This is a genomic window from Aeromonas mytilicola subsp. aquatica (assembly GCF_044336385.1).
GTDB classification, from domain to species: Bacteria; Pseudomonadota; Gammaproteobacteria; order Enterobacterales; family Aeromonadaceae; genus Aeromonas; species Aeromonas rivipollensis.
In genome coordinates this window covers 3,522,681-3,547,480 of the sequence record NZ_CP172298.1, presented here as the reverse complement: position 1 = coordinate 3,547,480, position 24,800 = coordinate 3,522,681, and the positions used below count along the sequence as shown (strand labels likewise).

Here is a 24,800-nt window from a genome sequence, read left to right as displayed (position 1 = left end):
CAGCATGTCATGGGCCTATCTCAGGCAGTTTCCCCCGCTAGTCTGGATCGTCATCCTGGGCACCTTCATGGTGCGCACCACCTTCTTCATGGTCTGGCCCTTTCTCTCCATCCTGCTCTACCGCGACTATGGCCTCTCGGCGACCCTGATCGGCCTCATCCTGGGGGCCACGGCGGCCCTCTCCACCCTGGTCAGCTTCTATGGCGGCTGGCTGTCGGACAAGTGGGGGAGGCGCAACATACTGCTGTTTGGCTGCCTGGTGTCCGCCCTGAGCGTCGCCCTGCTCGGCCTCTCCCATCAGGTGATCTGGCTGGCGATGGGGGTGATCGGCAGCGGGCTCTCCTACGGGCTCATCGACTCGCCGGGCAAGGCGCTGATGGCCGATAGCCTGGCCGAGCCCAAAGCCCGCGAGTTGGCACTGCACCTGCGCTATTTTCTGCTCAACCTGGGGGCGGCCATAGGCCCCCTGCTCGGGGTCAGCTACGGCCTGAGCGCCCGCCAGGAGACCTTCCTGCTGCTCAGTGTCAGCTATCTGCTGCTGGGCTTCATTTTCTTCGTCGGCTTTCGGCTTGCCGCCTGTCAGGCGAGCCATGCCGCCGGTCCGGGCATGCGCGCCGTATTGCGGGTGCTCTGGCAGGACAGGGGCTTCCTGCTGCTGACGATGGCCAACATGCTGCTGATGCTGGTCTATGCCCAGTTCGAATCACCGCTCATCCAGTATCTGACCCGGGCGGGCACCCCGGAAGTGGAGCGCCTCATCGGCTGGCTGGTGAGCACCAATGCGCTGACCATAGTGATCCTGCAGTTCCCGCTGCTGCACCTGACCGCCAACTGGTCTATCAAGCGCCGACTGCAGCTCGGGGTCGCCTTCTTCCTCAGCGCCCAGCTGCAGTTCGCGCTCGGGGATACCGCCATCTGGTGGCACTGGATAGTGGCGGTGATCCTGCTGAGCGTCGGCGAGTGTATCCTGTTCCCGCTGCTCAATGTGCTGGTCGATCAGATGGCGCCGGAGCACCTCAAGGGCAGCTACTTCGGGGCGGCCTCCATGTCCGGGCTCGGGATCGCCATCGGTGCCCTGCTGGGGGGCTGGATCCTGGCCAACTGGGGGGGCGGCTGGCTCTATGGCTGCATGGCGCTGCTCTGCCTGGCGATCCTGATGCTCTATGGCCTGAGTACCCGGACCTCACGCACTGCGCTGGTCCGGGCCGAGCCCTGATCCCTAGAAGGTCAGCACCTTGTCGGCCGCCAGGGTCCACTGGGCCAGCAGGGGCAGGGTGCCTATATCTATGCCCTCGATAAGTGGCAGGGAGCTGATGCCCCGTGCGTCCGTGCAGCTCTTGCAAAGCCGGATCAGGGTGCCCTGTGCCAGCAGGATCTCCAGCATCTGGCGCAGGTTGTAACCCTCGGCGGGGGATTGGCCCGCCAGGGCGGCGCCGACGGCATCGGACATCAGGAATATCTTCAGGATGACGCCTTCCTGCTCGTTGAGGGCTATCCCCAGACGCAGGGCATTGAACAGGGACTCGCTGCCATAGGGGGCGCCGTTGGCGATGATGAGGATCTCTTGTTTCATGGGACTCTCCGGGTTGAAAGGGGCATTGTAGCGTCGCCAGCTTGGCGGCGGCATGACCCAGTGCAAACTCTGTCGTAGCCCTTTCCCTGTGCCTTGACCTCGGGAGATGAGTCAGGTTTCATAGGCGGCCATCCAGTATGACAGAGCAAAGAGGTCGTTATGTGGAAGATTGCCGGAATAGGATTATTGCTGTTGGCCGGACAGGCCTATGGCAGTGAAAACGTCGGCTGCAAGGCCAGACATCAGGCGGTGACCGAGCAGCTGACCTTCGCCCGGGCGCACGATAACGCGCAGCAGGTGGCGGGCCTGGAGCAGGCCCTGCGCAACATCGAGGCCCATTGCACCGATGCCGGGCTCGTCGAGGAGCAGCAAGAGAAGGTCGCCAAGCAAAAGCAAGAGGTGGAGGAGCGCCTGTCGGATCTGCAGAGCGCCCGGGTCTCGGGCAAGCCGGACAAGATCGCCAAGAAGCAGGCCAAGCTGGAGGAGTCCCAGGCCGAGCTGCTGGAGGCCCAGCGCGAGCTTGAGGCGCTGCAAAAACTGGTCAAACCCTGAGGGAAGGGCAGCGCAATAGAAAAAGCCGGGCATGCCCGGCTTTTTCTATTTCTGGATGACCCGCAGGTCCGGCATTACTGCCTGTGCATCAGCACAAACTTGTCCATCAGCTGCTCTTCTGTCTCCACATGGGCGGGATCCCGGAGGATGCAGTCAACAAGGCGCAGACGCTGATGCCGGTTTACTGCCTGTGCATCAGCACAAACTTGTCCATCAGTTGCTCTTCGGTCTCCACATGGGCGGGATCCCAGATGATGCAATCGATGGGGCAGACGCTGATGCAGGTGGGCTTCTCATAGTGGCCGACGCATTCGGTGCAGCGACTGGGATCTATCTCGTAGATCTTGTCCCCCAGGCTGATGGCCTGGTTCGGACACTCGGGATCGCACATGTCACAGTTGATGCACTTGTCGGTGATGAGCAGCGCCATCTCAGGCCGCCGAGTGGGGCTGGCGGGTGTCCTGACGATCGCCCAGGTTGCGCAGCAGTATGCCGTAGTTGATGTCGATCTCTTTGGGGACAGGCACATAGACCACGTGGCCGTTGCCCGGCGCCGTGTCGATGAGCTCGCCCTTGCGGTTCTGCATCTGCTCCAGGTTGAAGCTGACATTGCCCTGCGGCGTCATCAGCTCCAGGCTGTTGCCCACCAGGAACTTGTTCTTCACTTCCACTTCCACCATGTCGCCCTGGCGACCGGTGATCTCGCCGACGAACTGCTGGGTGTCGGAGACGGAGTAGCCGTAGTCGTAGTTCTGGTACTCGCTGTGGTTGTGACGACGCAGGAAGCCCTCGGTGTAGCCACGATGGGCCAGGTTCTCGAGGGTGCCCATCAGGGTCGGATCGAACGGACGACCGGCGACTGCGTCGTCGATAGCCTTGCGATAGACCTGGGCGGTGCGGGCGCAGTAGTAGAAGGACTTGGTGCGGCCTTCAATTTTCAGCGAATGCACGCCCATCTTGGTCAGGCGCTCCACGTGCTCGACGGCGCGCAGGTCCTTGGAGTTCATGATGTAGGTGCCGTGCTCGTCCTCGAACGCCGTCATGTATTCGCCGGGGCGGTTGGACTCTTCCAGCAGCACCAGGGCATCGCTCGGCTTGCCGAGCCCCAGGGTGTTGTCCGGGCGCACGGCGATGGGCTCCTGACGGTGGACTATCTGGCCCACGTCATCTTCCTTGCCCTCGTGTACCTTGTACTCCCAGCGGCAGGAGTTGGTGCAGGTACCCTGGTTGGGGTCACGCTTGTTGATGTAACCGGAGAGCAGGCAACGACCTGAGTAGGCCATGCACAGCGCCCCGTGGACGAAGACTTCCAGCTCCATCTCCGGCACCTGCATGCGGATCTCTTCGATCTCGTCCAGGGACAGCTCGCGGGACAGAATGGCGCGGGTCAGGCCCATCTGATGCCAGAATTTCACCGTGGCCCAGTTGACCGCGTTGGCCTGCACCGAGAGGTGAATGGGCATCTCCGGGAAGGCTTCGCGCATCATCATGATGAGGCCGGGGTCTGACATGATGAGCGCATCCGGCTTCATGTCCACCACGGGGCGCATGTCGCGGATGAAGGTCTTGAGCTTGGAGTTGTGGGGCTGGATGTTGGCCACCACATAGAACTGCTTGCCCAGTGCATGGGCCTCGTTGATGCCGAGCTGCAGATTCTCGTGATCGAATTCATTGTTGCGCACCCGCAGGCTGTAGCGCGGCTGGCCCGCATAGACGGCGTCGGCGCCATAGGCATAGGCGTAACGCATATTCTTGAGGGTCCCGGCGGGGGAGAGCAATTCTGGTCTGAACATGTTGGACTCTTTCTGTCTGATTGCAAATCAGGACGGCGCCACCTGATGGCGCCGTATAGGGTCATCGGCATGGTGCGACCGTACTCGACGCACGGCCACCCGATGAGGTACACCCAGAGCACGAGATGACTCGATACTCCTGATAAAAGGGGTGCGAGATTGTACTCGTGACGGCGCCATCATGCAATTTGGGGCTAGGGTGGCGGGCCGGATGCATGTTCATTTTGCGCTCAGATTGGCGATGTTAGGCTGACAGGCACCCGATACGGTCGATTGTTGGGGGGAGAATGGATCTTTTCCGCGAAAAAGCCCCCTCTTCAAGTTGAAATTTTGTCCGACTCGGGAAAGAATGCGCGCTCGGTATTGGCCTCGGGCGAGCGCTACTCGTGACAAGGGACAGACCGAGGATGAACCGGCTTCAGGCCAACAGGTACAGGAAACCATACAGGAATTTTATGAATCCCCTTCGCATTGCCGCTTCGGCCCTTTTTTGCACTCTGACCCTGGTCAGCCAGCAGGCCGCCGCCGTTGAATACGCGCTGCCAGCCGCCAACAGCCGTCTGATCGGTGAGAACCAGGAATACGTGGTGCCCGCAGACAACCGTCCGCTGGAGCAGATCGCCGCCGACTTCCAGCTGGGCCTGACCAACATCATGGAAGCGAACCCGGGCGTCGACCCCTATCTGCCAACGCCGGGCAGCAAGCTGACCATTCCGCATCAGCTGATCCTGCCGAATGCACCGCGCGAGGGGATCGTCATCAACGTGGCCGAGATGCGTCTCTACTACTACCCGAAAGGCAAGAACGTGGTGCAGGTGCTGCCCATCGGCATCGGTCAGCTGGGGGTCAACACCCCGGAGAACTGGATCACCAAGGTAGAGCGCAAGCGCGCCAACCCGACCTGGACCCCGACCGAGAACATCCGTCGCCGCTACGCCGCCCAAGGCAAGACACTGCCTGCGGTCTGGCCGGCCGGTCCGGACAACCCCATGGGCCTGCACGCCCTCTATATCGGCAACCTCTATGCCATCCACGGCACCAACGCCACCTTCGGCATAGGTCTGCGGGTGAGCAGCGGTTGCGTGCGTCTGCGCGCCGATGACATCAAGTACCTGTTCGACAACGTGCCGGTCGGTACCCGCGTCCAGTTCGTCAACCAGCCGGTCAAGACCACGGTCGAGCCGGATGGCGGTCGTTACATGGAAGTGCACGAGCCGCTGTCGCGCACCGAGGAGGAGTTCAACTCCACAGCCTCTGTGCCGCTCCCCATGACCCCGGCCACCACCCGCTTCATCGCCCACATGGACAGCGACTCCAATGTGGTCAAGCAGGTGCTGGAACAGCGTACCGGCATGCCGACTCGCCTCAATCCTGAAGCCTGATCGCTTCTGATAGGTGTCAGGTAACAATAACGGCGACCCCAGGGTCGCCGTTATTGTTTATGCGGCTCAAGGGGCGGGCGGGGCATAGAGGGCCAGCCAGTTGCCTTCGGTATCCTCTATGATGACCCGGGAGCCGTGACCGCTGCCGATGGAGTGCAGGGGTTTGAGCACCCGCCCGCCGAGCCGGGGAACCAGCTGCTCCGCCTCCTGCAACCTGTCCCCCAGGGAGAGATAGATGAGGGGGCCGGCGCCACCGGGCTGGTGGTATTTGTCCATAGGGCCGAGACAGGCCGCCGCGTTGCTGCCATCGTAGCGCAGCATGGCAAAGCGCATCTCCTCCTCCTGTATGGGGGTGACCTGCACATCGAGCAGGGCCGAGTAGAAGTCCATGGCGCGATCCAGATCCCGTGTCGGAATGTCGGCCCAGACCAGGGTGTTGTCCATCTTCGTATTCTCCAGCATGTTCCGGCCGATGTGGTCGGTGGCTCTTTGAGGTTAGGAGTGGCCGAACAGGGGCGCCATCAATGAAAAAACGGCGCCTGATGGCGCCGCTTTTGCTTGGGGAAGATAACCGCTTTTCCCACTAGATACAGTCACTTGCCAGCGACATTCAAGCCACCGAAACGGATGGATGGAGGAGCATGGCACTCCTTGTCATCCCTTGATTGTCACTTGCCAGCGATATTCAGGCCACCGAAACGGATAAGCGGCGCATAGAAGCCCTTGCCATCGTTGTGGTGCAGCACATTGCCGACCGCTTCCAGCTCCCCGAGCAGGCGGTAGAAGTTGCCCGCCACCGTGATGCCGCGCACCGGCTGGAGCCGCACCCCATCGCGGCACAGGAAGCCCGAGGCGCCAAAGGAGAAGTCACCGCTCACCGCATCGGCCCCGGAGTGCAGGCCGTCGAGCTTGACCAGCTCCAGATAGTCGCCGCTCTGCACCTCGCCCTCGCTGTGAGGACCGGTGCCGAACACCAGGTGGCGGGCGGTCACATCGAGGGCGCTGCGGGCGCTGCGGGCCGCCGAGCCATTGCTCGCGACCCCGAAGTGGCGGGCGGTGGCGCTGTTGTGCAGCAGGGTCTTGAGCTCCCCCTCGCCGATAAGCAGGAGATCCGAGGTGGCGGCCCCTTCGCCGTCAAACGCCTTGATCTTCATGCCCCCCGGCATATAGGCACGGCTCTCCAGGGTGAGCCAGCGGGAGGCCACAGACTGACCCACCTTGTCCCGCCAGGGGTTGATCCCCTGCTGGGCCCACTTGCCCGAGAGCGCTGCCTGGAAGCAGCCAAACAGGCTGGCGAAGCAGTTGGTGCTGAAGAGGACGCTGTAGCGACCGCTCGGTACCGCTTCCCCCGGCAGCAGGTCATGGGCCACGGCATGGATCTGTTCGATAAGGGTCTGGCTATCCAGCTCGTCGAAGCGGCGGCCATACTGCCCTTGCGAGTGCATCGACTGGCGGCCATCCCGCTCCACCAGCGCCGAGGTATAGCAGCCGACGCTGAATTCACTGTGCTGGCAGAGGCTGCCCAGGCTGTTGGCGAGCCAGAGGCGGCTCTCCCCCTCGAAGAAGCTGTTGTAGGGGGCGCCTGTCACATCAGGTTGCGCCAGCATATCCGCCTCGAGGCGCAGGGCCAGGGCTATCTTCTCCTCCACCGCCGTGGTATCGGGCTGGTTTATCTCGGCGCAGTCGGTGCTGATCCGGCTGCCCGCCACCGAGATGCGCTGATCCGGGTCCACCTTGGCAAAGCGGCTGGCATCGAGAGCATCCTGCAGCATGGCATCCAGCGCCAGCTCATCGAGGGACTCCGAGTAGGCGATGCCGACCCGACCCTCCTTGATCAGGCGAATGCCGAGCTGCTGGCTGCTGGTGACCTTGTATTCGCCGAGTTCCCCCTTGTCGGCCTTGAGGGAGAAGGCCTTGTCCTGATTGGCGATGATGTCCGCCTCGGCATCGAGGTCGGCGACCTTCTCCAGCAGGCGGCTGAGCAGTTGATTCATATCGAGTGCGCTCATCAGGCGTTCCCTCCTACCAGGATCTTGTCAACTTTCAAGGCGGGTTGGCCGACAGAGGTGGGCACCGAGCCCGAGACTGAGCCGCACATACCTGCGGCCAGGGCCAGATTGCGCCCCACCATGGAGATCTCTTTGAGCACTTGCGGGCCTGTACCGATCAGGGTCGCCGACTTGAGCGGCCGGGTTATCTTGCCATGCTCGATGAGGTAGGCCTCCTGCACGTTGAAGTTGAACTCGCCTGTGCCCGGCTGCACCGAGCCGCCCCCCATCTTCTTGGCGTAGATGCCGTGCTCGACGGTGGCCAGCATATCGTCCAGGCTGTGGCTGCCCGGCTCTATGTAGGTGTTGCGCATGCGGGAGGTGGGGGCGAACTTGTAGGACTCGCGCCTTCCTGAGCCGGTGCGGGCATGGCCGGTCTTGATGGCGCCCATTCTGTCCACCAGGAAGCCGGTCAGCACCCCATCCTTGATGAGCTGGGTGTGCTGGGTCGCCATCCCTTCGTCATCGACGTTGATGGAGCCCCAGGCGTTGCTCTGCAAGCCTTCATCCACGGCGCTGACCGCCGGATTGGCGATGAGCTGCCCCATCTTGTCGTGGAACACCGAGGCCTTCTTGGCCACCGAGGTGGTCTCCAGCAGGTGGCCGCAGGCCTCGTGGAAGATGACGCCGCCAAAGCCGCTCTCCATGATGACCGGCAGGGTGCCGCTCGGACAGGGGGCTGCGCCCAGCTTCACCAGCGCCTGACGGGTGGCGGTGAGGGCCAGCTCCCGCGGGTCTATGCGCTCGGCATGTTCCCAGCCCATCAGGGCGCCGGGCGCCTCGTAGCCCACGCTCTGCTCGCTCCCTTCCACCGCTATGGTCTGGGCCATGATGCGGTTGTAGTGGCGGCGATCGCTCACCTGCAGCCCTTCGCTGTTGAAGATCTCCACCTCCTGCTCCCAGCCCAGCACGTTGCCGGAGAACTGGCTCACCTTGCCGCTCTCGGCGCGGGCCACCGCATCCATGGCATGCAGGTAGGCAATCTTCTGCTCCAGCTGCTTGTCGACCGAGAGCGGCAGGGCCACCGGATTGCGGTCTGTGATGGGGGTGAAATCGAAGGCAGTGGCGGTGACCACGGGGTCACGCCTGTCCTTGGCCGCCAGTAGGCTGACGATGCGCAGCAGCTCGTCGCGGCTGGCCAGGTTGGTGTAGCCGTAGAGCACCTTGTGGCCGTAGCACAGGCGCACGCCTATGCCAAAATCGAGGCCGCCGCTGATGTTCTCTATCTGGCTGGAGAGCAGGCTGAGCTGGCTGCGGCGCTTGCGCTCCACAAACAGCTCGGCGAAGTCGGCACCCAGCCGCAGGGCGTGATCGAGCACGTCGCGGGCTATGGTGGGGGCCAACAGGGAGAATGAGGTCATAGAATTTCCTTTTCTGGTCTGTTTCCTGTTTGCTTCCGACACCCGTTCTGATTGTGTTATGGGGTGTCGGTTGCATTGTTGCAGACCAGCAGCAAAAAGTCGCTATAGCGTCAGGCGATGATACCGAACGAGAAAATCGGTGCGATAACTGCGCCCGGCAGCCTGTGTGGCCGGCTGCCGGCAGGGGAGATCAACGCCGCTTTCGAGGGGCGATGAGGGAGCCAGGTCGTCGACGCTCTGTGGCGCCGCCAGGCGGGATCACAGCAGCTCGTGGATCTCATTCAGGATCTGGTCGACCCACTGCTCGATGCGGGATTCGGTCTGGTCGTACTGGTTGGCGTCATCGAGGGCCAGGCCGACGACAAGATGATGGCCATCGTCACTCCGCATCCAAGGGATCATCGAACATGCAAGCTACCTGGATCACAGCAGCTCGTGGATCTCATTCAGGATCTGATCGACCCACTGCTCGATGCGGGATTCGGTCTGGTCGTACTGGTTGGCGTCATCGAGGGCCAGGCCGACGAAGTGGCGGCCATCGTCGATCAGCGCCTTGGAGGCATCGAACTCGTACCCCTCGTTGGGCCAGTAACCCACCAGCCTGACCCCCTTGGGCACCAGCTGATCGTGCAACAGGCCGAGGGCATCCTGATACCACTCGCCGTATCCCAGCTGATCGCCCATGCCGAACAGGGCTATGATGCGTCCTTCCAGAGGCACATCCTTGATGTCTTCCCAGCGGGATTCCCAATCTTCCTGCAGCTCGCCGAAGTCCCAGGTGGAGATGCCGAGGATCAGGATGTCGTACTCCTGCATGCGGGCCAGGGGCACGTCCTTGATGTTGTGGAGATCAACCAGCTCGGGGCCAATGAGGGCGCGGATCTTCTCGGCGGCCATCTCGGTGTAGCAGGTGGTTGAGCCGTAAAACAAACCTATCTTCATCGCTCTTCTCTTGATCGCAGTAGGCAAGGGGGGGTCGGGCAACCATGGGGCCGGACCGCCCGAGTGAGGGCGCCAGTCTAGCAGATTGCCCCTCGCGCTTCACCGCCTGGTATGCCTGCCGGGGAAGCGCAAGCCCCTGATGTGCGCGCCGGCCTGGCAGGCTACAATGGGCCACCGTTTGCCCAAGACCGACACCCCATGACCAAGCCAGCCCCTGCCGTGCACAACCATCCCCTGATCGAGCCCTTCCTCGATGCCCTCTGGCTGGAGCGGGGGCTGTCCGACAATACGGTCAGCTCCTATCGCACGGATCTGGAAAAGTTTGCCCTCTGGCTCGACGGCCAGGGGGGCTCCCTGCTGCTGGCGGGGATGGACGACATCCAGCACTACCTCGCCTGGCGGGTGGACAAGCAGTTTGCGGCGAGCAGCACAGCCCGCTTCCTCTCGGCCCTGCGCCGCTTCTATCAGTATCTGAATCGGGAAAAATTGCGCGGCGACGACCCGACAGTGTTGCTGGAGGGCCCCAAGCTGCCCAAGAAGCTGCCCTCGGATCTCAGCGAGGCCGAGGTGGATGCACTGCTGACGGCGCCCCTGGTGGACGACCCGCTGGAGCTGAGGGACAAGGCGATGCTCGAGCTGCTCTATGCCACCGGACTGCGGGTCTCCGAGCTGGTGGGGCTCACCGCCGAGCATGTCAGCCTGCGCCAGGGGTTGGTGCGGGTGGTGGGCAAGGGCAACAAGGAGCGGCTGGTGCCCATGGGGGAGGAGGCGGTTCACTGGCTGGAGCGTTACTACCGGGAGGCCCGCACCCTGCTGCTGGGAGGCACCAGCTCGGATGTGGTCTTCCCCTCCAAGCAGGCCAGGATGATGACCCGCCAGACCTTCTGGCATCGCATCAAGCTCTATGCCCAGCGGGCGGGGATCAGGGGAGAGCTCTCCCCCCACACCCTGCGCCACGCCTTCGCCACCCATCTGCTCAACCACGGCGCCGATCTGCGGGTGGTGCAGATGCTGCTGGGGCACGCGGATCTCTCCACCACCCAGATCTACACCCACGTGGCCAACGAGCGGCTCAAGGCACTCCATGGGGAGCACCATCCCCGGGCCTGACCCGTGCCGCCGTCAATAAAAAACCGCCTCATGGCGGCTTTTTCATCACAGCACGACAGGAGCTGGCGTCTATTTCCCCTGCTGGGATTTCAGCAAATCGCGGATCTCGGTCAGCAGCTCCTGATCCTTGGTGGGGCCGGCCGGGGCAGGGGCTTCCTCTGCCTGCTTCTTCTGCAGGGTGTTGACTGCCTTGAGCCCCATGAAGATGGCGAAGGCGATGATCAGGAAGTCGATGATGGTCTGGATGAACTTGCCGTAGGCGATGACCACGGCAGGGATGTCACCTTCGGCGGCCTTCAGGGTGACGGCCAGATCGCTGAAGTCCACTCCCCCCAGGATGAGGCCGATGGGCGGCATGATGACGTCGCCCACGAAGGAGGAGACTATCTTGCCGAAGGCGGCACCTATGATGATACCGACCGCCATGTCGATGACGTTGCCTCTGGCCGCAAAGGCCTTGAACTCTTTAATCAGACTCATTTTTCCCCCTAAAAAATGGACAGGATGCGGTGCGACCACATCGCTGTTTGGACGATAAAACATCAATAAAACAGAGGGATGACCATGGTGTCTCCCGTCGTCCTGATTAGCTTGCTGGGCCTTAGCCCAATTGGCAACCTGTCAGATCGGGATTTTTTTGCGATCCACGCTATTAATCAATCGCTAATTAAGAGGTTGGGGCAAGGATGTGCACTGAGTTACCTTATGAATCCATTCAATCATGCCAGGTGAGTCATCAAGTGCGACATTTACTGCTGGGAATGATGCTGCTGTGCACCTTTGCTGCCAGCGCGGGGATGGATCCCCAGCTGTTGAAACAGACCATAGGGCAGCGCCTCGGGGTGCAGGTCTTCCTGGTGGACGAGACCCCGGTGCCCGGGCTCTATCTGCTGGGCACAGCCCAGGGGCTGCTCTATAGCGATGCCAGGGGAAACTATGTGCTGCAGGGCTCCATGCTGGATCTGGCCCACGACATGCAAAACCTCACCCGCCTGAGCCAGCAGCAACAACGTCGGCTGGCGCTGGCGCAGGTAGGCGAGGCGCGACTCTGGCTCAAGGCGCCGAACGAGCGCTACCGGGTTACCCTGTTTACCGATCTCGGCTGTCGCCGCTGTCACGCCGTGCTGGACGATCTGCCCCAGTTGCAGGCCAGGGGGGTGAGCGTGCAGTTGCTGCCCCTGGTGGCCCCCTTCGCCGAGCTGGCCGAAACGCAGGCGCTCTGGTGCGATCCCGCCCTGCTGGGTGAACTCAGTCTCAGTGATCGTTTGCCTGCGGCCGGATGTAATGAGATCCTTGCCCATCATATCGGCCTGAGCCAGTGGCTCGGGATCAAGGCGTCACCGAGCTGGGTCCTGCCAAACGGGGATCTGGTGCGGGGATATCAGAGCCCTGAACAACTGCTCAAGATACTGGATCACATCAATGCCCCTGCAAATCCGTCGTCGTCCGCGAGTTGATGATTCCCATCTGCCCGCCACCCTGCATCCCCTGCTTCGTCAAATCTTCGCCAGCCGCGGCGTGGAGGATCCCGCCCTGCTGGAGCGCAGCGCCAGCCAGCTGCTGCCGCCCCAGCGGCTGTTCGGCATGGAGCAGGCGGTGCCCCTGCTGGCGGATGCCCTGACGGCGCAGCAGCGCATCCTCATCGTCGGCGACTTCGACTGCGACGGCGCCACCAGCTCGGCCCTGTGCGTGCTGGCCCTGCGGGCCATGGGGGGCCATCACGTCGATTTTCTGGTGCCCAACCGCTTCGAGTTCGGCTACGGCCTCACCCCCGAAATCGTCGAGTTGGCGGTGGCCCGGGGCGCCGAGTTTCTCATCACTGTGGATAACGGCATCTCCAGCATTGCCGGGGTGGCGGCGGCCAAGGCGGCCGGGATGCGGGTACTGGTTACCGATCACCACTTGCCGGGCCAGGAGTTGCCTGATGCCGATGCGATAGTGAACCCCAACCAGCGTGGCTGCGACTTCCCCTCCAAATCCCTGGCCGGGGTCGGGGTGGCCTTCTATCTGATGGCGGCCCTCAACACCCATCTGCGCCAGAGCGGCTGGTATGAACGCCAGGGCATTCGCGCCCCCAATGTGGCGGACTATCTCGATCTGGTGGCGCTCGGCACAGTCGCCGACGTGGTGGCGCTGGATGGCAACAACCGTATCCTGGTCCATCAGGGGCTGCAGCGGATCCGGGCCGGTCGCTGCCGCCCCGGCATCCAGGCGCTGGTGGACGTATCGGGCCGCGATGGCCGCCGCCTGTGCGCCGCCGATCTCGGCTTTGCCCTGGGGCCTCGCCTCAATGCGGTGGGCCGTCTCGATGACATGTCCCTCGGGGTCGCCTGTCTGCTGAGCGATGATCTCAACCTGGCGCGCCAGCTTGCGGCGGAGATGGACAGCCTTAACCAGGAGCGCAAGGAGATAGAGCAGGGGATGCAGCAGGAGGCCCTCGCCACCCTGGAGCAGATCCGGTTTCGCGACGGCGAGGTGCCAAGCGGCATAGTGCTGCACAGGGACGAGTGGCATCAGGGGGTGGTGGGCTTGGTGGCCTCCAAGATCAAGGAGAAGTACTACAGACCGGTGATTGCGTTTGCGCAGAGCAGCGACACCGAGCTCAAGGGCTCAGGGCGCTCCATCCCCGGGGTGCACCTGCGCGATGCGCTGGAGCTGCTCGATACCCGCCATCCGGGCCTGATGGGCAAGTTTGGCGGCCACGCCATGGCGGCGGGGCTGACCCTGCCCAAGGCCAATATAGAGGCGTTCGGCCGGGCATTTGAAGCCGTCATCGCCGAGCTGGTGACCCCGGAGCTGCTGACCGGGGTGCTGCTCACCGACGGCGAGCTGCTGCCGGACGAGCTGAGTCTGGAGCTGGCGGAGCTCATCCGCGCCTCCGGCCCCTGGGGCCAGGCCTTCCCCGAGCCGCTGTTCGACGGCGAATTCGTGCTGGTGCAACAGCGGCTGGTGGGGGAGAAGCACCTCAAGCTGATGCTGACCACGGATTCCGGTCATGCGGTGGATGCCATCGCCTTCGGGGTGGATCTCAAGCGCTGGCCAGATGCCTCGGTGAAACGGGTGCGGCTGGTCTATCGGCTCGACGTCAACGAGTGGCGCGGCAACCGCAGCGTCCAGCTGCTGGTGGAGCATCTGGAGGCCGCCGGTCTCTAGTCCTGCCGCTTCAAACGTCACGCAAGCCAACGGCCACCCTCGGGTGGCCGTTTTGTTTGCGAAAAGGAGTGTTCTCCCGTTGACCCGTCTACAGCTTCACAGTTTAAGCTCTCCTTCATCGGGTCAGCTGACGACCCGCACAGCGAGTTGTTGCCATGAAAATATCCGAACTGGCCCAGCGCTGCGGGTTGGCCCGCTCCACCCTGCTCTACTACGAGAAGCTCGGCATCATCGAGGGCAAGCGGGCTGCCAACGGCTATCGCCACTATGACGAGGGGGATCTGCAGCGGTTGCAGATGGTGCAGGCCTTGCAGGCCGGTGGCCTCAGCCTCAAGCAGTGTCTCGCCTGTCTCGCGGGTGACATCGATCAGGGGGCACTGCAGGCTCGGGTCAAGGAGCTTGATGACGAGCTGGTGCGGATGCAGCGCGCACGGGATCTACTGGCTGATCTGGCTGGGATGAGTACTCACTCAGGCGACGCGTTCAAGGACTGGCAGTTGCAGTTGCAGCGGGAGGCACCGGAGGCCTACTTCGAGTGGGTGATGAAGCAGGGGTTTGGCGAGAAGGATCGCTACCACCTGCAATGGCTGAGTAAAGACATGAACGAACACCAGAGTTACATCCGGGATTTCAAGCAGTTGCTCTATGGCATGAGCCATTGGGGGCCGGGGGATCGTGCTTTCACTCAACAGCAGTTTGCCGCGCTGCCAATTCAGCCGCGCCGGATCCTCGACATGGGCTGCGGGCGAGGTGCTTCTACCCTGGCGCTGGCGCAGGTGACCAATGCCACCATCGTTGCCATCGATCTTGACGAGGAGGCGCTGGCTGCCTTGGCCAGGTCGGCCAGTGCGGCTGGTTATGACAAGGTCACTACCCTGCGCGCCAACATGGCGACACTGCCGGCGGATCTGGCGCCCGCCGACCTCATCTGGGCGGAGGGGAGTGCCTATGTCATGGGGGTGGCCAAGGCGCTGAACGCGTGGCGTTCGCTGCTCGCAGGCCCCGATGCCTGCATAGTGCTGAGCGATGCGGTCTGGTTGACCGATGTCCCGCCAGAGGAGGCGCAGGCGTTTTGGCAACAGGCCTACCCCGCCATGCAGACGCTGGCGGGCCTGCTGGAGACGGTGCGGGCCGCGGGTTATCGCTGCCTCTCCCACACACTGCTGCCTATGGGGGCGTGGAATAACTATCTGGATCCCATCGAGCGCAATCTGGCGCGCCATAGCGCCGAGTTGGGGGAGAGTGCGGCTTATCAGGACTTGACCCGCGAGCTGGCCATGCATCGCCAATATCTGGGCAGCTACGGCTATGTGATCTGCTGCCTGCAACTCACCTGAACGAGTCATCACACAACAAGAGAGAATATGGAGAAAATATGATGAATATCCTTATCCGGCCCGAAACGAGCACCGACCATGATGCCATCGAACAACTGACCATAGCCGCCTTCCTGACGGCGCCTCATACCTATCACAACGAGCAGCTGATCGTGTGTGACCTGCGCAAAGCCGGGGCACTCAGCCTGTCGCTGGTGGCGGAGCTGGAGGGTAAGGTGGTCGGTCACCTCTGCTTCTCACCGGTGAGCATCACGGATGGCAGTGAAAAATGGTTCGGCCTTGGCCCCATTTCTGTCTCTCCCGAGATGCAGGGCAAGGGGGTGGGGTCGCGTCTGATGAAGGCGGGTCTGGCCGCCCTCGAGGCAAACGGGGCGGCAGGTTGCGTGGTGCTGGGGGATCCCGGCTTCTACGGCCGCTTCGGCTTTGTCGCCGATGCCCACCTGGTACTGCCCGGAGTGCCGGCCGAGTACTTTATGGTCCGGCGCTTCGATGACGAGAGGGCCAGGGGGGAGGTGAGCTATCACGCTGCGTTCACCCAGGGTTGATCCCACAGAGTGATGGGGGCATGGCCCCCATTTTCATTGAGGGTGTTAAATGTCCCCTTTGTGGGGAAAACAGGTTGTTTTTATCGAATTTCTCCGGTTACTGGATGCCAAAATTCAATATAAGGAGGGATTGTGATATATTCGGCCCCGTTCAACCCCTTGCCTTTTCAAGGAGCCTGTCCCCTTGCCACCCCTTGGCCGACCATTGTGCTGGCCGATGGCGCTCGCCGTCGCCTGCCTGCTGTGGCTTGCCGCCTCTGCCGCGGCAGGGCTCGGTGCGCCCGCGCTGTCGGACCAGGGGACATCGACATCCTCGATGCAGTTGCACGAGCCCCCCGCGCCTGGGTTGGCCGACAACCTCAGCCTGCCTCCGGCCTCCCAGTGGCGGCTCAGCTTCGAGCAGGGGCGACGGCTGGAAGGGGCCAGGGACCCGGATCTCTACCAGATGCTGCTGGCCTGGTTCCAGCACGAGATCCTCGGTCTGCTCTGCGGCCTGCTGTTCTTCCTGCCCCTCATCTACCTCAGGCAGTGGCCAAACTGCCTCGGTCATCTGCACCAGCGGCAACTGCTTTGCCATCACCTGCAATTTCGCTTCTGCCACGGCGACTAGTGCCGCTCCCCTCGCCGGGCACACGCCGACACCGTCTCTGCCGCTGATCCCTGTCTGTTGATCCGCCGACCCCCGTCGTCTGCGATCGCGCCCGTGCTGACTGTCATCCCGTTCCTGCCGCTGGCCCCTGGTCAGGGCGGACCCTCTCTTTGCACAATCAAGTGGTGAGCAGCCTTCATGGACTATTACGTCAATTTGTTTATTCAGTCGATCTTTGTGGAAAACCTGGCCCTGGCCTTCTTTCTCGGCATGTGTACCTTCCTCGCGGTGTCGAAGAACATCAACACCGCCTTCGGCCTTGGCATGACGGTGCTGGTGGTCATGGTGATCGCCATTCCCCTCAACAACCTGATCTACCGCCATATACTGCGCCCGGACAGCACCTTCCTTGGGGAATTTGACCTCAGCTTTCTCGATTTCATCATCTACATAGGCGTGCTGGCGGCCCTGGTGCAGGTGATGGAGATGGTGCTGGACAAGCATTTCCCGGCGCTCCACCAGGCCCTGGGGATCTACCTGCCGCTGTTGACTGTGCACTGCGCCATCTTCGGCGGCGTCATGTTCATGGCCCAGCGGGATTACGACTTCATCGAATCCGTGGTCTATGGGGCGGGCTCAGGACTCGGCTGGCTGCTGGCCATCGTCGCCATCGCGGGCCTGCGCCAGAAGATGAAGTACTCGGATGTGCCACAGGGATTGAGGGGGATTGGCATCACCTTCATAGTGGCGGGGCTGATGTCGCTCGGCTTCATGTCCTTCTCCGGCATCTCGCTCTGAGCGTCGGCTCGCCATGGCATGACGGAAGGGGGTTGATGGCGGGAGCCATCAAGCCAGCGTCTTGGCCATGTTGTAGCCCGTGATGTGAAAGCCGATCTCTTCATAGAGCGCCCTGGCCCTCGGATTGTCATAGGCGACTCTCAGCTTGATCTGGCTGACGCCAAGGCACTTCAAGTCGGCCTCCAGCACCGACATGGCGGCCTTGCCATATCCCAGTCCGCGATGGGTCGGGAGTGTGTAGAAGTCATAGATAAAGGTGGTGTGGGCGGCGCTGTCGATGCTGTGCCAGAGATAGCCGGCAATGCCCGCAGTCGGTGCGACTGCGCTCCCGACATTGTCACTCACAGGGATGATGCAGAGCAGGCTCTGGCCCGGCGTGGCGGCTCCTTGGGGCAGGTGTTGCAGCAAGGAAGCCTCGGCTTGTTGGCGGGCATAGGCCAGGGTCAGCCCGTGATTGCAGGCGAGATCCTGGGCGTAGTCGTCGATGAAGTAGTCGCGATAGGCGGGGAAAGCCGCCTCATCCATGGGGATCAGACGAACGATAGGGGTTGGCATCGGAGCTTCACTCAAGGAAAGGGAGTCGTCACCTTAACCCCGGAACCGGGAATTAGCCAAGGGGTTGGCCGGGAGTGTCGAGTCCGACATGTTCAACAAGAAGAGCGCCCTTGGGCGCTCTTCTTTTAGCAGGAGAGGTTATTCGACCCCTCTTTCCGGGCGAGGTTATTTGACCTCTTCGCCCTTGGCCTGCAGATCCGCATGGTAGGAGGAGCGCACGAAGGGGCCGCAGGCAGCGTGGGAGAAGCCCAGCCCCATGGCGACGTCTTTGAGCTCGTCGAACTCTGCGGGCGGCACGTAGCGCTTCACCGGCAGGTGGTGGCGGCTCGGCTGCAGGTACTGGCCCAGGGTCAGCATGTTGACGCCGTGCTCGCGCAGATCCTTGAGCACCTGGACTATCTCTTCGTTGGTCTCGCCCAGACCCATCATGACGCCGGACTTGGTCGGCACATGGGGGTGCATCTCCTTGATGCGGCGCAGCAGCTCCAGGGACCACTTGTAGTCGGCACCCGGGCGGGCGACCCGGTACATGCGCGGTGCGGTTTCCAGGTTGTGGTTGAACACGTCCGGCGGGGTCTCGCGGAACACCTCCAGCGCCTGCTCCATGCGGCCGCGGAAGTCCGGGGTCAGGATCTCGATGCGGGTCTGGGGGCTGTGCTCGCGGATCTGCTTGATGCAGTCGGCGAAGTGCTGGGCACCACCGTCGCGCAGATCGTCGCGGTCCACCGAGGTGATGACCACGTATTTCAGCCCCATCTCCTTGATGGTGAGCGCCAGCTTCTTCGGCTCTTCGGGATCCAGTGCCAGCGGGCGGCCGTGGGCCACGTCGCAGAAGGGGCAGCGGCGGGTGCAAATGGCGCCCATGATCATGAAGGTGGCCGTGCCGTGGTTGAAGCACTCCGCCAGGTTGGGGCAGGAGGCCTCTTCACAGACCGAGTGCAGCTTGTTCTTGCGCAGGGTGCTCTTGATGTGCTCGATCTTCTGGCTCGACGGCGGCAGCTTGATCCGCATCCAGTCCGGCTTGCGCAGCACTTCCTCGTTGGGATCCGGCATGAATTTCACCGGGATCAGGGCCATCTTGTCGCCATCGCGCAGCTTGACGCCCGGCTCCATACGAACGGGTTTGCTCATGATTCACTCTCGGTGTTTGTTATTGTCTGATTGATAGCCATCAGGGTCCTCTCTGGGCCCTCATGGCCACGCGGCATGGGCTTGCTCATGCTGCCTCTTCGGTATTCGTGATCGTTTCATAGCCAATCAGGCTGGCCAGCTCCATCACCAGGATGGATTGCGCCTCGGCCACGCTCTGCGGGCCGCCCAGGGCGCTGGTCTGGGTCATGGCCATGCCCGCATAACCGCACGGATTGATGCGCAGGAAGGGGGTCATGTCCATGTTGATATTGAGAGCCAGTCCATGGAAGGAGCAGCCCTTTCGGATCCGCAGCCCCAGGGAGGCGAGCTTGGCCTCGATGCCGAGATCGTTCTTCACGTAGACGCCGGGGGCATCGGCCTTGGCATAGGCCTGGATGTCGCTTCTGGCCAGGGTGTTGATGATGGCGGTTTCCAGGCAGGTCACCAGCTCGCGCACCGAGAGCTTGCTGCGGCGCACGTCCACCAGCACATAGAGCACCAGCTGGCCGGGGCCGTGATAGGTCACCTGGCCGCCGCGATCGCTCTGCACCACAGGGATGTCACCGGGGGCGAGCAGATGCTCGGCCTTGCCGGCCTGGCCCTGGGTGTAGACGGGATCGTGCTCCACCACCCAGAACTCGTCAGGCGTCTCGCTGGTGCGGTTGTCGGTGAAGGCCTTCATGGCGTCCCATACCGGCTGGTAGGGGCGGCGACCCAGGTGTCTGACAAGCAGCTGTGGCTGGGCGGGGATCTGGGGTGACATCTTTTCCTCACAGGCAGGCGCTTGCGTCGGCAAAACAGAATGGCAAATAATCGCTCGCCCCGATGGCGGGGCGAGAGAGAAATTACAGTACGTATTTCACCAGCTCGATCTTGCCAAGGGCGTGGTACATCGCTTCGATATGCTCTTTGCTCTGGGCAGTCACGGTTACGCGGACCGAGTGGTAGTTGCCCTTGGAGCTGGGCTGAACGGTCGGGCTGTAAGTACCTGGGGCATGTTGCTGCAGCACTTCAACCACTTGATCCGGCAGGGCGGGATCGGCCACCCCAAGCACCTTGAACGGGAACTTGCAGGGGAACTCCAGCAGCTCATCAAACTTGGTATTCATCTCACTCACCTTTAGCGTCGTCACGAAACGACTTCATCTTGCATCTTGTCTGGCCGAAGGACTCGGGCCGCCAGTCGCGTCAACCATGGGCACGGCTCCATCTTATATGGGCATTGCCCGGCACGGGATCAAGGCCCGCCAGGTCGACAGGACGTGGGAATGCTGCTTTTTACCACAAATGGAGCGTCGGCGGAACCTGCAGATTGCAGGGTTATTCACTGCTCCGGCGCGGCAAAGACAGCAGCGGCGCCTGTTGGCGCCGCTGCTTGCTCGGGATTGTGCGGTAGATTACTTGAACCAGCTGGCGACCAGCATCACCAGGTAATCCCACAGACGGCTCATCAGGCCACCTTCCTGCACCTCTTCCAGGGCGACCAGCGGAACCTGCTTGATCTCCTTGTCGCCCTGCTTCAGGAACACTGTGCCGACGCGTTGACCCTTGGCCAGCGGGGCCTTCAGCTCGCTTTCGAGCTGGAAGTCCGCCTTCAGGTTGTTGCCCTGGCCACGGGTGACCAGCACGGAGACATCCTGATCGACCCCGAGTTTCACTTCGGACTTGTCGCCCATCCAGATCTTCTGGGTCACCAGCTCGGTACCCGCTTTGTAGGGGGTCAGGCTCTGGAAGAAGCGGAAACCGTAGGTGAGCAGCTTCTTGCTCTCGGCGGCGCGGGAGCCTTCGCTGCTGGCGCCCAGCACCACGGCGATCAGGCGCATGCCCTCGTTGTTGGTGGCGGAGGAGACCAGGTTGTAGCCGACCTGGCTGACGTGGCCTGTCTTGATGCCATCCACTTGCAGGGACTGATCCCACAGCAGGCGGTTGCGGTTGTGCTGGGTGATGCCGTTGAACACGAAGGATTTCTGGGAGTAGATCTTGTACTCCTCAGGCTGATCGTGGATCAGGGCCTGACCCAGGCGGGCCATGTCGCGGGCGGTACTGTAGTGACCTTCCGCATCCAGACCGTGGGGGTTCTTGAACTGGGAGTCTTTCATGCCGAGCTTGGCGGCCCAGGCGTTCATCAGGCTGGCGAAGGAGTCGGTGCTGCCCGCCAGGTGTTCGGCCATGGCGACGCAGGCGTCGTTGCCGGACTGGATGATGATGCCCTTGTTGAGGTCATCGACGGAGACCTGCTTGCCCACCTCGATGAACATCTTGGAGGAGTCGGAGTAGTTCTTGGACCAGGCGTTCTGGCTGATGGTCACCATGTCGGTGCCCTTGATGTTCCCCTTGAGCAGCTCGTTGCCGACTATGTAGGAGGTCATCATCTTGGTCAGGCTGGCGGGGGGCAGGCGCTCGTCGGCGTTCTGCTCGGCCAGCACCTGACCGGAGAAGTAGTCGATCAGAATATGGGCCTTGGCGGAGATCTCCGGCGCGGCAGGCACCACCATGGGGGCGCTGTTCAGGGTGGGGACCGGCTGGGCAGTCGGCAGAGCCGAATCCGGCGTCGGTACCGGCTGGTTGGCCTGGGCGGTCGCGCTTAGCAGGGAGGCCAGAATAACGGAACGGGCAAATTTGGACATCTTGAAATTCCTGGTGCCTGGATGGGGATTACCCAAGTTGAAAAAAAGCGGGCTCCACTATACCAGATGTGCCGGTCGGTCATAGTCCGGCGTGCCATCTGGTCTGGTTTTTTATCCATCGGTTGTCGGCGTTACGCCGGGAAACGACGTGACGCCGGGGGAGAGTGACGATTCACTCTGTGAGCCCTGCCATCAGGGAACGATGAAGGCCTGCTCCAGCCCCCCCTGCCGGATCTGTTCCAGCAGGCTTGCCTGTTGATCGGCGGCGACCGGTCCCAGCAGCACCCGGAAGATGGCGTCGTGGGCCACCACCTGGTAGGGCACGCCGTAGCGCTGGGTCATCACCTTGCCCATGGCCTCGGCCCTGGGTTGGGAGCCGCTGGCCAGCACCTGGATCATCTTGCCCTGGCCGCTGGCGGCCTTGGGGGTGGAGAGGGTGCTGGTCGCCGTGGCAGCCGCCGCGGGAGCGGCCTTGGCCGGGGTGACGGTGGCCGCTGCCGCAGGCTGGGCCTCACCCAGGAGGGCGGCCTCCTGGGCAGCCGGCTGCATGGGCGCCATCGGCGTCATGGGCACCATCTCGACCATCTGATCCGGCTGATCGGTGATGAGCTCAAGCCGCACCCTGGCCTCGCCCCCGTCGACCATCTCCAGCTGTTTGGCCGCGGCATGGGAGAGATCGATCAGGCGCTCGCTGCCGAAGGGGCCGCGATCGTTGACCCGCACTATGGTCTCCAGCCCGTTGTCCAGGTTGGTGACCCGCACATAGCTCGGCAGCGGCAGATTGCGGTGGGCGGCGCTGAACAGGGTGCTGTCCTGCACGTCGCCGTTGGCTGTCTTGTTGCCATCGAGATCCTGGGACAGCCAGCTGGCGGTGCCCTCCTCGCTGTAGTGCTTGATGTCGCGCCACACCTCGTACTTCTGCTTGCCGATCCAGTAGTCCCGGTTGCCGCTCTCGCTCATGGGCTCGGGGCGCGGGATGGCACCGGTCGCCTGCGGGATTTCGATCACCTGGGGTTTTTCCGGCTGCACCGGGACCGGCGGCGGGGGCGCCTGCTCAGGTTGGCTGCTACAGGCGGCCAGCAACAAGGTCAGCGTGAGGGGGAGAAGTTTGTGGCTGTAATGCATAAGCGTCCTGGATTGCTTGACTGAGTTGATGCACCGCCATCGCATAGAGAGGGCTGCGGTTGTAGCGGGTGATCACATAAAAATTGTGGCGCGCGACCCAGTATTCCGGTCCATCGGCCTGCTCCAATGCCAGCAGTTTCACCGGCGTGTCCGGTGCCAGCGGGGTGGCGAGTTCAATCCCGGCGGCGGCCAGTTCGGCCCAGCGCTGCTTGAGCTCGGGCTCGGGCCCCAGCAGGGTACCTACTGGCGCCAATCCGATCAAGGCGGGTTCCACCACAGACTCCCCCCAGCGCCAGCGGTGCTCGGCAAAGTAGTTGGCCACGCTGCCGATGGCGTCCGCCGGGTTGGCAAACAGATCCCGTTTGCCATCCCCGTCAAAATCGACGGCGTAGTGGCGATAGCTGGAGGGCATGAACTGGCCCATGCCCATGGCGCCTGCATAGGAGCCCTTGAGAGAGGTGAGTGGCCACTTCTCCTCCCGGGCAAGCAGCACCAGCTGGGCGAACTCCTTGGCGAAGAACTCCTCACGGGCGGGGTAGTGGAACCCCAGGGTGTAGAGGCTGTCGAGCACCGGATGGCGGCCCATCTGGCGGCCATAGAAGGTCTCTATGCCTATGATGGCGACTATGAGAGCGGCGGGCACCCGGTAGTGCTGCTCGGCTCTGGCGAGGGTAGCGGCGTGGCGTTGCCAGAAGCCGACCCCGTCCCGGATCCGCTCCGGGGTGACGAACAGCGGCCGGTAGCTATGCCAGGGCTTGGCCTCCCAGGGGCGGCTGATGGTGTCGAGCACCTCCTGACGCAGTCGCGCCTGGGCGGCGGCGGCCTGCAACTCGGCCAGCGGCACCGAGTGCTGCTCGGCCAGCAGGTTCAGCCGCTCGGGGGAGATGCTCGCCCCCGCCGTGAGCGAGCAGGCACAGAGCACCAGCCAGCCAGCTCTCATCAAGCCAGTAGTCTTCTGTGGGTCTGGATGGACATCAGGATGCCGAAGCCTGCCATCAGGGTCACCATTGAGGTGCCGCCATAGCTCACCTGCGGCAGGGGGCCTCCACGACAGGCAGAATATATCCACCTCATCAGGCCAGTAGCCTTCTATGGGTCTGAATTGACATCAGGATGCCAAAGCCCGCCATCAGGGTCACCATGGAGGTGCCGCCATAGCTCACCAGCGGCAGGGGCACCCCCACCACCGGCAGTATGCCGCTCACCATGCCCATGTTGACGAACACATAGACGAAGAAGGTGAGGGTCAGGGCGCCGCCGAGCAGGCGCTCGAAGCTGTTCTGGGCCTGCATGGAGATAAACAGGCAGCGGCTGATGATGTAGAGATAGATGACCAGCAGCAGGGCTACCCCCACCAGGCCGAACTCCTCGCTGAACACCGCGAAGATGAAGTCGGTGTGGCGCTCGGGCAAGAACTCCAGCTGGGACTGGGTGCCCTGCAGCCAACCCTTGCCGAACACGCCGCCGGAGCCGATGGCTATCTTGGACTGGATGATGTGGTAGCCGCGCCCGAGGGGATCCTTCTCAGGATCGAGCAGCATCAGCACCCGCTGGCGCTGGTAGTCGTGCATCAGGAAGAACCAGAGCACCGGCATAAAGGCGCAGATCAGCAAGACCGCCAGCCCGATCAGCCACCAGCTGATCCCCGCCAGGAAGATGACGAAGAAGCCGGAGGCCGCCACCAGGATGGAGGTGCCGAGATCGGGCTGGGCGGCGATGAGCAGGGTGGGCAAGAGCACCATCACCAGGGCGATCAGCACATGGCTGAACTTGGGGGGCAGGGAGTGCCGGCTGAGCCAGGCGGCCACCATGATGGGCATGGAGAGCTTCATCACCTCGGAGGGCTGGAACTTCATGAAGCCGAGGTCCAGCCAGCGCTGTGCCCCCTTGCCGATATGGCCGAACACGTCCACCGCGATGAGCAGCAGCACCACCAGGGTGAACAGGGGCACGGACCAGCGGGCATAGAGGGAGGGGGGCAGCTGGGCCAGGCCTATCATCAGGCCGAAGGCGAGGCCGCCACGCACCAGCTGGCGCACTATGGAGTCAAAGTCCTGGCCCGAGGCGGAGTAGAGCACCACCATGGAGAGGGTCATCAGCGCCAGCAGGCCGAGCAGCAGCGGCAGGTCGATGTGCAGCTTGTACCAGATACTCTGCTGACGGGCGGAGTTACTCATGA

General features: G+C 62.8%; 27 protein-coding genes and 1 pseudogene. 10 read left to right on the top strand and 18 right to left on the bottom strand.

From position 1 onward, the window contains the following. The first annotated feature begins 4 nt into the window (after positions 1–4). Positions 5–1,216, top strand: coding sequence for an MDR family MFS transporter (locus ACFWHB_RS16230; RefSeq protein ID WP_171275617.1), 1,212 nt, complete (start codon positions 5–7; stop codon positions 1,214–1,216). Positions 1,217–1,219: 3 nt separating this feature from the next. On the opposite strand, the gene ACFWHB_RS16225 is transcribed toward ACFWHB_RS16230, so the two are convergent. Further along, entirely contained in the window at positions 1,220–1,573 is a 354-nt protein-coding gene (locus ACFWHB_RS16225; RefSeq protein ID WP_395948855.1) for a DsrE/DsrF/TusD sulfur relay family protein, read from the bottom strand. Between the two features lie 159 nt (positions 1,574–1,732). Between ACFWHB_RS16225 and ACFWHB_RS16220 the strand changes: the two genes are divergently transcribed. Next, positions 1,733–2,125, top strand: a complete 393-nt coding sequence (locus ACFWHB_RS16220; RefSeq protein WP_167402283.1) for a DUF1090 domain-containing protein — start codon at positions 1,733–1,735, stop codon at positions 2,123–2,125. Positions 2,126–2,306: 181 nt separating this feature from the next. Here the strand turns inward: ACFWHB_RS16220 and ACFWHB_RS16215 are convergent, their stop codons facing one another. Continuing rightward, positions 2,307–2,555 (bottom strand): YfhL family 4Fe-4S dicluster ferredoxin, encoded by a 249-nt coding sequence (locus ACFWHB_RS16215; RefSeq protein WP_139745512.1) that lies wholly within the window; start codon positions 2,553–2,555, stop codon positions 2,307–2,309. A 1-nt stretch (position 2,556) separates the two neighbouring features. Next, a complete protein-coding gene (gene yegQ / locus ACFWHB_RS16210; RefSeq protein WP_106887607.1) occupies positions 2,557–3,918 on the bottom strand; it encodes a prephenate-dependent tRNA uridine(34) hydroxylase TrhP in 1,362 nt (453 codons plus the stop codon). Between the two features lie 455 nt (positions 3,919–4,373). Here yegQ and ACFWHB_RS16205 point away from each other — a divergent pair, with 455 nt between their 5' ends. Beyond that, positions 4,374–5,300 carry a L,D-transpeptidase family protein gene (locus tag ACFWHB_RS16205; RefSeq protein WP_005326662.1) on the top strand — a complete coding sequence of 309 codons (927 nt, stop codon included), beginning with the start codon at positions 4,374–4,376 and terminating at the stop codon, positions 5,298–5,300. A gap of 66 nt (positions 5,301–5,366) precedes the next feature. Here the strand turns inward: ACFWHB_RS16205 and ACFWHB_RS16200 are convergent, their stop codons facing one another. From ACFWHB_RS16200 to fldB, 5 genes and pseudogenes are all read right to left on the bottom strand, one after another. Beyond that, positions 5,367–5,762, bottom strand: a complete 396-nt coding sequence (locus ACFWHB_RS16200; RefSeq protein WP_395948854.1) for a VOC family protein — start codon at positions 5,760–5,762, stop codon at positions 5,367–5,369. Positions 5,763–5,968: 206 nt separating this feature from the next. After that, on the bottom strand, positions 5,969–7,309 hold the full coding sequence (locus ACFWHB_RS16195) for a TldD/PmbA family protein (protein ID WP_395948853.1): 1,341 nt from the start codon (positions 7,307–7,309) through the stop codon (positions 5,969–5,971). Then, positions 7,309–8,709 (bottom strand): TldD/PmbA family protein, encoded by a 1,401-nt coding sequence (locus ACFWHB_RS16190; protein ID WP_394294153.1) that lies wholly within the window; start codon positions 8,707–8,709, stop codon positions 7,309–7,311. The genes ACFWHB_RS16195 and ACFWHB_RS16190 overlap by 1 nt, the downstream gene beginning before the upstream one ends. 258 nt (positions 8,710–8,967) lie before the next feature. Then, positions 8,968–9,069, bottom strand: a pseudogene (locus ACFWHB_RS16185) (flavodoxin FldB); the annotation flags it as partial. A 63-nt stretch (positions 9,070–9,132) separates the two neighbouring features. Beyond that, positions 9,133–9,651: a flavodoxin FldB gene (gene fldB / locus ACFWHB_RS16180; RefSeq protein ID WP_025326077.1), complete on the bottom strand. Its 519-nt coding sequence runs from the start codon at positions 9,649–9,651 to the stop codon at positions 9,133–9,135. Between the two features lie 198 nt (positions 9,652–9,849). On the opposite strand from fldB, the gene xerD reads away from it, so the two are divergent. After that, a complete protein-coding gene (gene xerD, locus ACFWHB_RS16175) occupies positions 9,850–10,761 on the top strand; it encodes a site-specific tyrosine recombinase XerD (protein ID WP_106887603.1) in 912 nt (303 codons plus the stop codon). Between the two features lie 69 nt (positions 10,762–10,830). Here the strand turns inward: xerD and mscL are convergent, their stop codons facing one another. Then, the gene (gene mscL / locus ACFWHB_RS16170) at positions 10,831–11,241 is read right to left on the bottom strand and encodes a large-conductance mechanosensitive channel protein MscL (RefSeq protein WP_025326079.1); all 411 of its coding nucleotides are present in this window, start codon (positions 11,239–11,241) and stop codon (positions 10,831–10,833) included. 260 nt (positions 11,242–11,501) lie between these two features. Between mscL and ACFWHB_RS16165 the strand changes: the two genes are divergently transcribed. From ACFWHB_RS16165 to nqrE, 6 genes are all read left to right on the top strand, one after another. Then, on the top strand, positions 11,502–12,218 hold the full coding sequence (locus ACFWHB_RS16165; protein ID WP_163147846.1) for a disulfide isomerase DsbC N-terminal domain-containing protein: 717 nt from the start codon (positions 11,502–11,504) through the stop codon (positions 12,216–12,218). Then, positions 12,184–13,914, top strand: coding sequence for a single-stranded-DNA-specific exonuclease RecJ (recJ, locus tag ACFWHB_RS16160; protein ID WP_395948852.1), 1,731 nt, complete (start codon positions 12,184–12,186; stop codon positions 13,912–13,914). Before ACFWHB_RS16165 ends, recJ begins: the two co-directional genes overlap by 35 nt. A 155-nt stretch (positions 13,915–14,069) precedes the next feature. Next, on the top strand, positions 14,070–15,251 hold the full coding sequence (locus tag ACFWHB_RS16155) for a MerR family transcriptional regulator (protein WP_395948851.1): 1,182 nt from the start codon (positions 14,070–14,072) through the stop codon (positions 15,249–15,251). A 41-nt stretch (positions 15,252–15,292) separates the two neighbouring features. After that, the gene (locus tag ACFWHB_RS16150) at positions 15,293–15,796 is read left to right on the top strand and encodes a GNAT family N-acetyltransferase (RefSeq protein ID WP_395950214.1); all 504 of its coding nucleotides are present in this window, start codon (positions 15,293–15,295) and stop codon (positions 15,794–15,796) included. 217 nt (positions 15,797–16,013) lie between these two features. Then, entirely contained in the window at positions 16,014–16,406 is a 393-nt protein-coding gene (locus tag ACFWHB_RS16145) for a hypothetical protein (RefSeq protein ID WP_395948850.1), read from the top strand. Between the two features lie 177 nt (positions 16,407–16,583). Then, complete coding sequence (gene nqrE, locus ACFWHB_RS16140; RefSeq protein ID WP_111910371.1) at positions 16,584–17,183, top strand: NADH:ubiquinone reductase (Na(+)-transporting) subunit E; 600 nt, start codon at positions 16,584–16,586, stop codon at positions 17,181–17,183. Positions 17,184–17,231: 48 nt separating this feature from the next. Here the strand turns inward: nqrE and ACFWHB_RS16135 are convergent, their stop codons facing one another. The 9 genes from ACFWHB_RS16135 to rodA form a co-directional block, all read right to left on the bottom strand. Then, positions 17,232–17,738 (bottom strand): GNAT family N-acetyltransferase, encoded by a 507-nt coding sequence (locus tag ACFWHB_RS16135; protein ID WP_395948849.1) that lies wholly within the window; start codon positions 17,736–17,738, stop codon positions 17,232–17,234. Positions 17,739–17,903: 165 nt separating this feature from the next. Next, positions 17,904–18,869 carry a lipoyl synthase gene (gene lipA, locus ACFWHB_RS16130; RefSeq protein WP_025326085.1) on the bottom strand — a complete coding sequence of 322 codons (966 nt, stop codon included), beginning with the start codon at positions 18,867–18,869 and terminating at the stop codon, positions 17,904–17,906. Positions 18,870–18,954: 85 nt separating this feature from the next. Then, positions 18,955–19,632, bottom strand: coding sequence for a lipoyl(octanoyl) transferase LipB (gene lipB / locus ACFWHB_RS16125; RefSeq protein ID WP_395948848.1), 678 nt, complete (start codon positions 19,630–19,632; stop codon positions 18,955–18,957). A gap of 82 nt (positions 19,633–19,714) precedes the next feature. Then, positions 19,715–19,978, bottom strand: a complete 264-nt coding sequence (gene ybeD, locus ACFWHB_RS16120; RefSeq protein WP_025326087.1) for a DUF493 family protein YbeD — start codon at positions 19,976–19,978, stop codon at positions 19,715–19,717. 288 nt (positions 19,979–20,266) lie between these two features. Beyond that, positions 20,267–21,496: a D-alanyl-D-alanine carboxypeptidase family protein gene (locus ACFWHB_RS16115; protein ID WP_106887597.1), complete on the bottom strand. Its 1,230-nt coding sequence runs from the start codon at positions 21,494–21,496 to the stop codon at positions 20,267–20,269. Positions 21,497–21,688: 192 nt separating this feature from the next. After that, entirely contained in the window at positions 21,689–22,621 is a 933-nt protein-coding gene (locus tag ACFWHB_RS16110) for a septal ring lytic transglycosylase RlpA family protein (RefSeq protein ID WP_163136358.1), read from the bottom strand. Continuing rightward, positions 22,563–23,561 carry a lytic murein transglycosylase B gene (mltB, locus tag ACFWHB_RS16105; RefSeq protein ID WP_395948847.1) on the bottom strand — a complete coding sequence of 333 codons (999 nt, stop codon included), beginning with the start codon at positions 23,559–23,561 and terminating at the stop codon, positions 22,563–22,565. The genes ACFWHB_RS16110 and mltB overlap by 59 nt, the downstream gene beginning before the upstream one ends. Beyond that, on the bottom strand, positions 23,561–23,695 hold the full coding sequence (locus tag ACFWHB_RS16100; RefSeq protein WP_163136354.1) for an FtsW/RodA/SpoVE family cell cycle protein: 135 nt from the start codon (positions 23,693–23,695) through the stop codon (positions 23,561–23,563). The genes mltB and ACFWHB_RS16100 overlap by 1 nt, the downstream gene beginning before the upstream one ends. Further along, positions 23,695–24,798, bottom strand: coding sequence for a rod shape-determining protein RodA (gene rodA, locus ACFWHB_RS16095; RefSeq protein WP_025326091.1), 1,104 nt, complete (start codon positions 24,796–24,798; stop codon positions 23,695–23,697). The genes ACFWHB_RS16100 and rodA overlap by 1 nt, the downstream gene beginning before the upstream one ends. Between the last annotated feature and the right edge of the window lie 2 nt (positions 24,799–24,800).

Coding starts and splice junctions, on each gene's coding strand:
- ACFWHB_RS16230 (WP_171275617.1), top strand. CDS start 5: ATGTCATGGGCCTATCTCAGGCAGTTTCCCCCGCTAGTCTGGATCGTC.
- ACFWHB_RS16225 (WP_395948855.1), bottom strand. CDS start 1,573: ATGAAACAAGAGATCCTCATCATCGCCAACGGCGCCCCCTATGGCAGC.
- ACFWHB_RS16220 (WP_167402283.1), top strand. CDS start 1,733: ATGTGGAAGATTGCCGGAATAGGATTATTGCTGTTGGCCGGACAGGCC.
- ACFWHB_RS16215 (WP_139745512.1), bottom strand. CDS start 2,555: ATGGCGCTGCTCATCACCGACAAGTGCATCAACTGTGACATGTGCGAT.
- yegQ (WP_106887607.1), bottom strand. CDS start 3,918: ATGTTCAGACCAGAATTGCTCTCCCCCGCCGGGACCCTCAAGAATATG.
- ACFWHB_RS16205 (WP_005326662.1), top strand. CDS start 4,374: ATGAATCCCCTTCGCATTGCCGCTTCGGCCCTTTTTTGCACTCTGACC.
- ACFWHB_RS16200 (WP_395948854.1), bottom strand. CDS start 5,762: ATGCTGGAGAATACGAAGATGGACAACACCCTGGTCTGGGCCGACATT.
- ACFWHB_RS16195 (WP_395948853.1), bottom strand. CDS start 7,309: ATGAGCGCACTCGATATGAATCAACTGCTCAGCCGCCTGCTGGAGAAG.
- ACFWHB_RS16190 (WP_394294153.1), bottom strand. CDS start 8,709: ATGACCTCATTCTCCCTGTTGGCCCCCACCATAGCCCGCGACGTGCTC.
- fldB (WP_025326077.1), bottom strand. CDS start 9,651: ATGAAGATAGGTTTGTTTTACGGCTCAACCACCTGCTACACCGAGATG.
- xerD (WP_106887603.1), top strand. CDS start 9,850: ATGACCAAGCCAGCCCCTGCCGTGCACAACCATCCCCTGATCGAGCCC.
- mscL (WP_025326079.1), bottom strand. CDS start 11,241: ATGAGTCTGATTAAAGAGTTCAAGGCCTTTGCGGCCAGAGGCAACGTC.
- recJ (WP_395948852.1), top strand. CDS start 12,184: ATGCCCCTGCAAATCCGTCGTCGTCCGCGAGTTGATGATTCCCATCTG.
- ACFWHB_RS16155 (WP_395948851.1), top strand. CDS start 14,070: ATGAAAATATCCGAACTGGCCCAGCGCTGCGGGTTGGCCCGCTCCACC.
- ACFWHB_RS16150 (WP_395950214.1), top strand. CDS start 15,293: ATGAATATCCTTATCCGGCCCGAAACGAGCACCGACCATGATGCCATC.
- ACFWHB_RS16145 (WP_395948850.1), top strand. CDS start 16,014: ATGGCGCTCGCCGTCGCCTGCCTGCTGTGGCTTGCCGCCTCTGCCGCG.
- nqrE (WP_111910371.1), top strand. CDS start 16,584: ATGGACTATTACGTCAATTTGTTTATTCAGTCGATCTTTGTGGAAAAC.
- ACFWHB_RS16135 (WP_395948849.1), bottom strand. CDS start 17,738: ATGCCAACCCCTATCGTTCGTCTGATCCCCATGGATGAGGCGGCTTTC.
- lipA (WP_025326085.1), bottom strand. CDS start 18,869: ATGAGCAAACCCGTTCGTATGGAGCCGGGCGTCAAGCTGCGCGATGGC.
- lipB (WP_395948848.1), bottom strand. CDS start 19,632: ATGTCACCCCAGATCCCCGCCCAGCCACAGCTGCTTGTCAGACACCTG.
- ybeD (WP_025326087.1), bottom strand. CDS start 19,978: ATGAATACCAAGTTTGATGAGCTGCTGGAGTTCCCCTGCAAGTTCCCG.
- ACFWHB_RS16115 (WP_106887597.1), bottom strand. CDS start 21,496: ATGTCCAAATTTGCCCGTTCCGTTATTCTGGCCTCCCTGCTAAGCGCG.
- ACFWHB_RS16110 (WP_163136358.1), bottom strand. CDS start 22,621: ATGCATTACAGCCACAAACTTCTCCCCCTCACGCTGACCTTGTTGCTG.
- mltB (WP_395948847.1), bottom strand. CDS start 23,561: ATGAGAGCTGGCTGGCTGGTGCTCTGTGCCTGCTCGCTCACGGCGGGG.
- ACFWHB_RS16100 (WP_163136354.1), bottom strand. CDS start 23,695: ATGAGGTGGATATATTCTGCCTGTCGTGGAGGCCCCCTGCCGCAGGTG.
- rodA (WP_025326091.1), bottom strand. CDS start 24,798: ATGAGTAACTCCGCCCGTCAGCAGAGTATCTGGTACAAGCTGCACATC.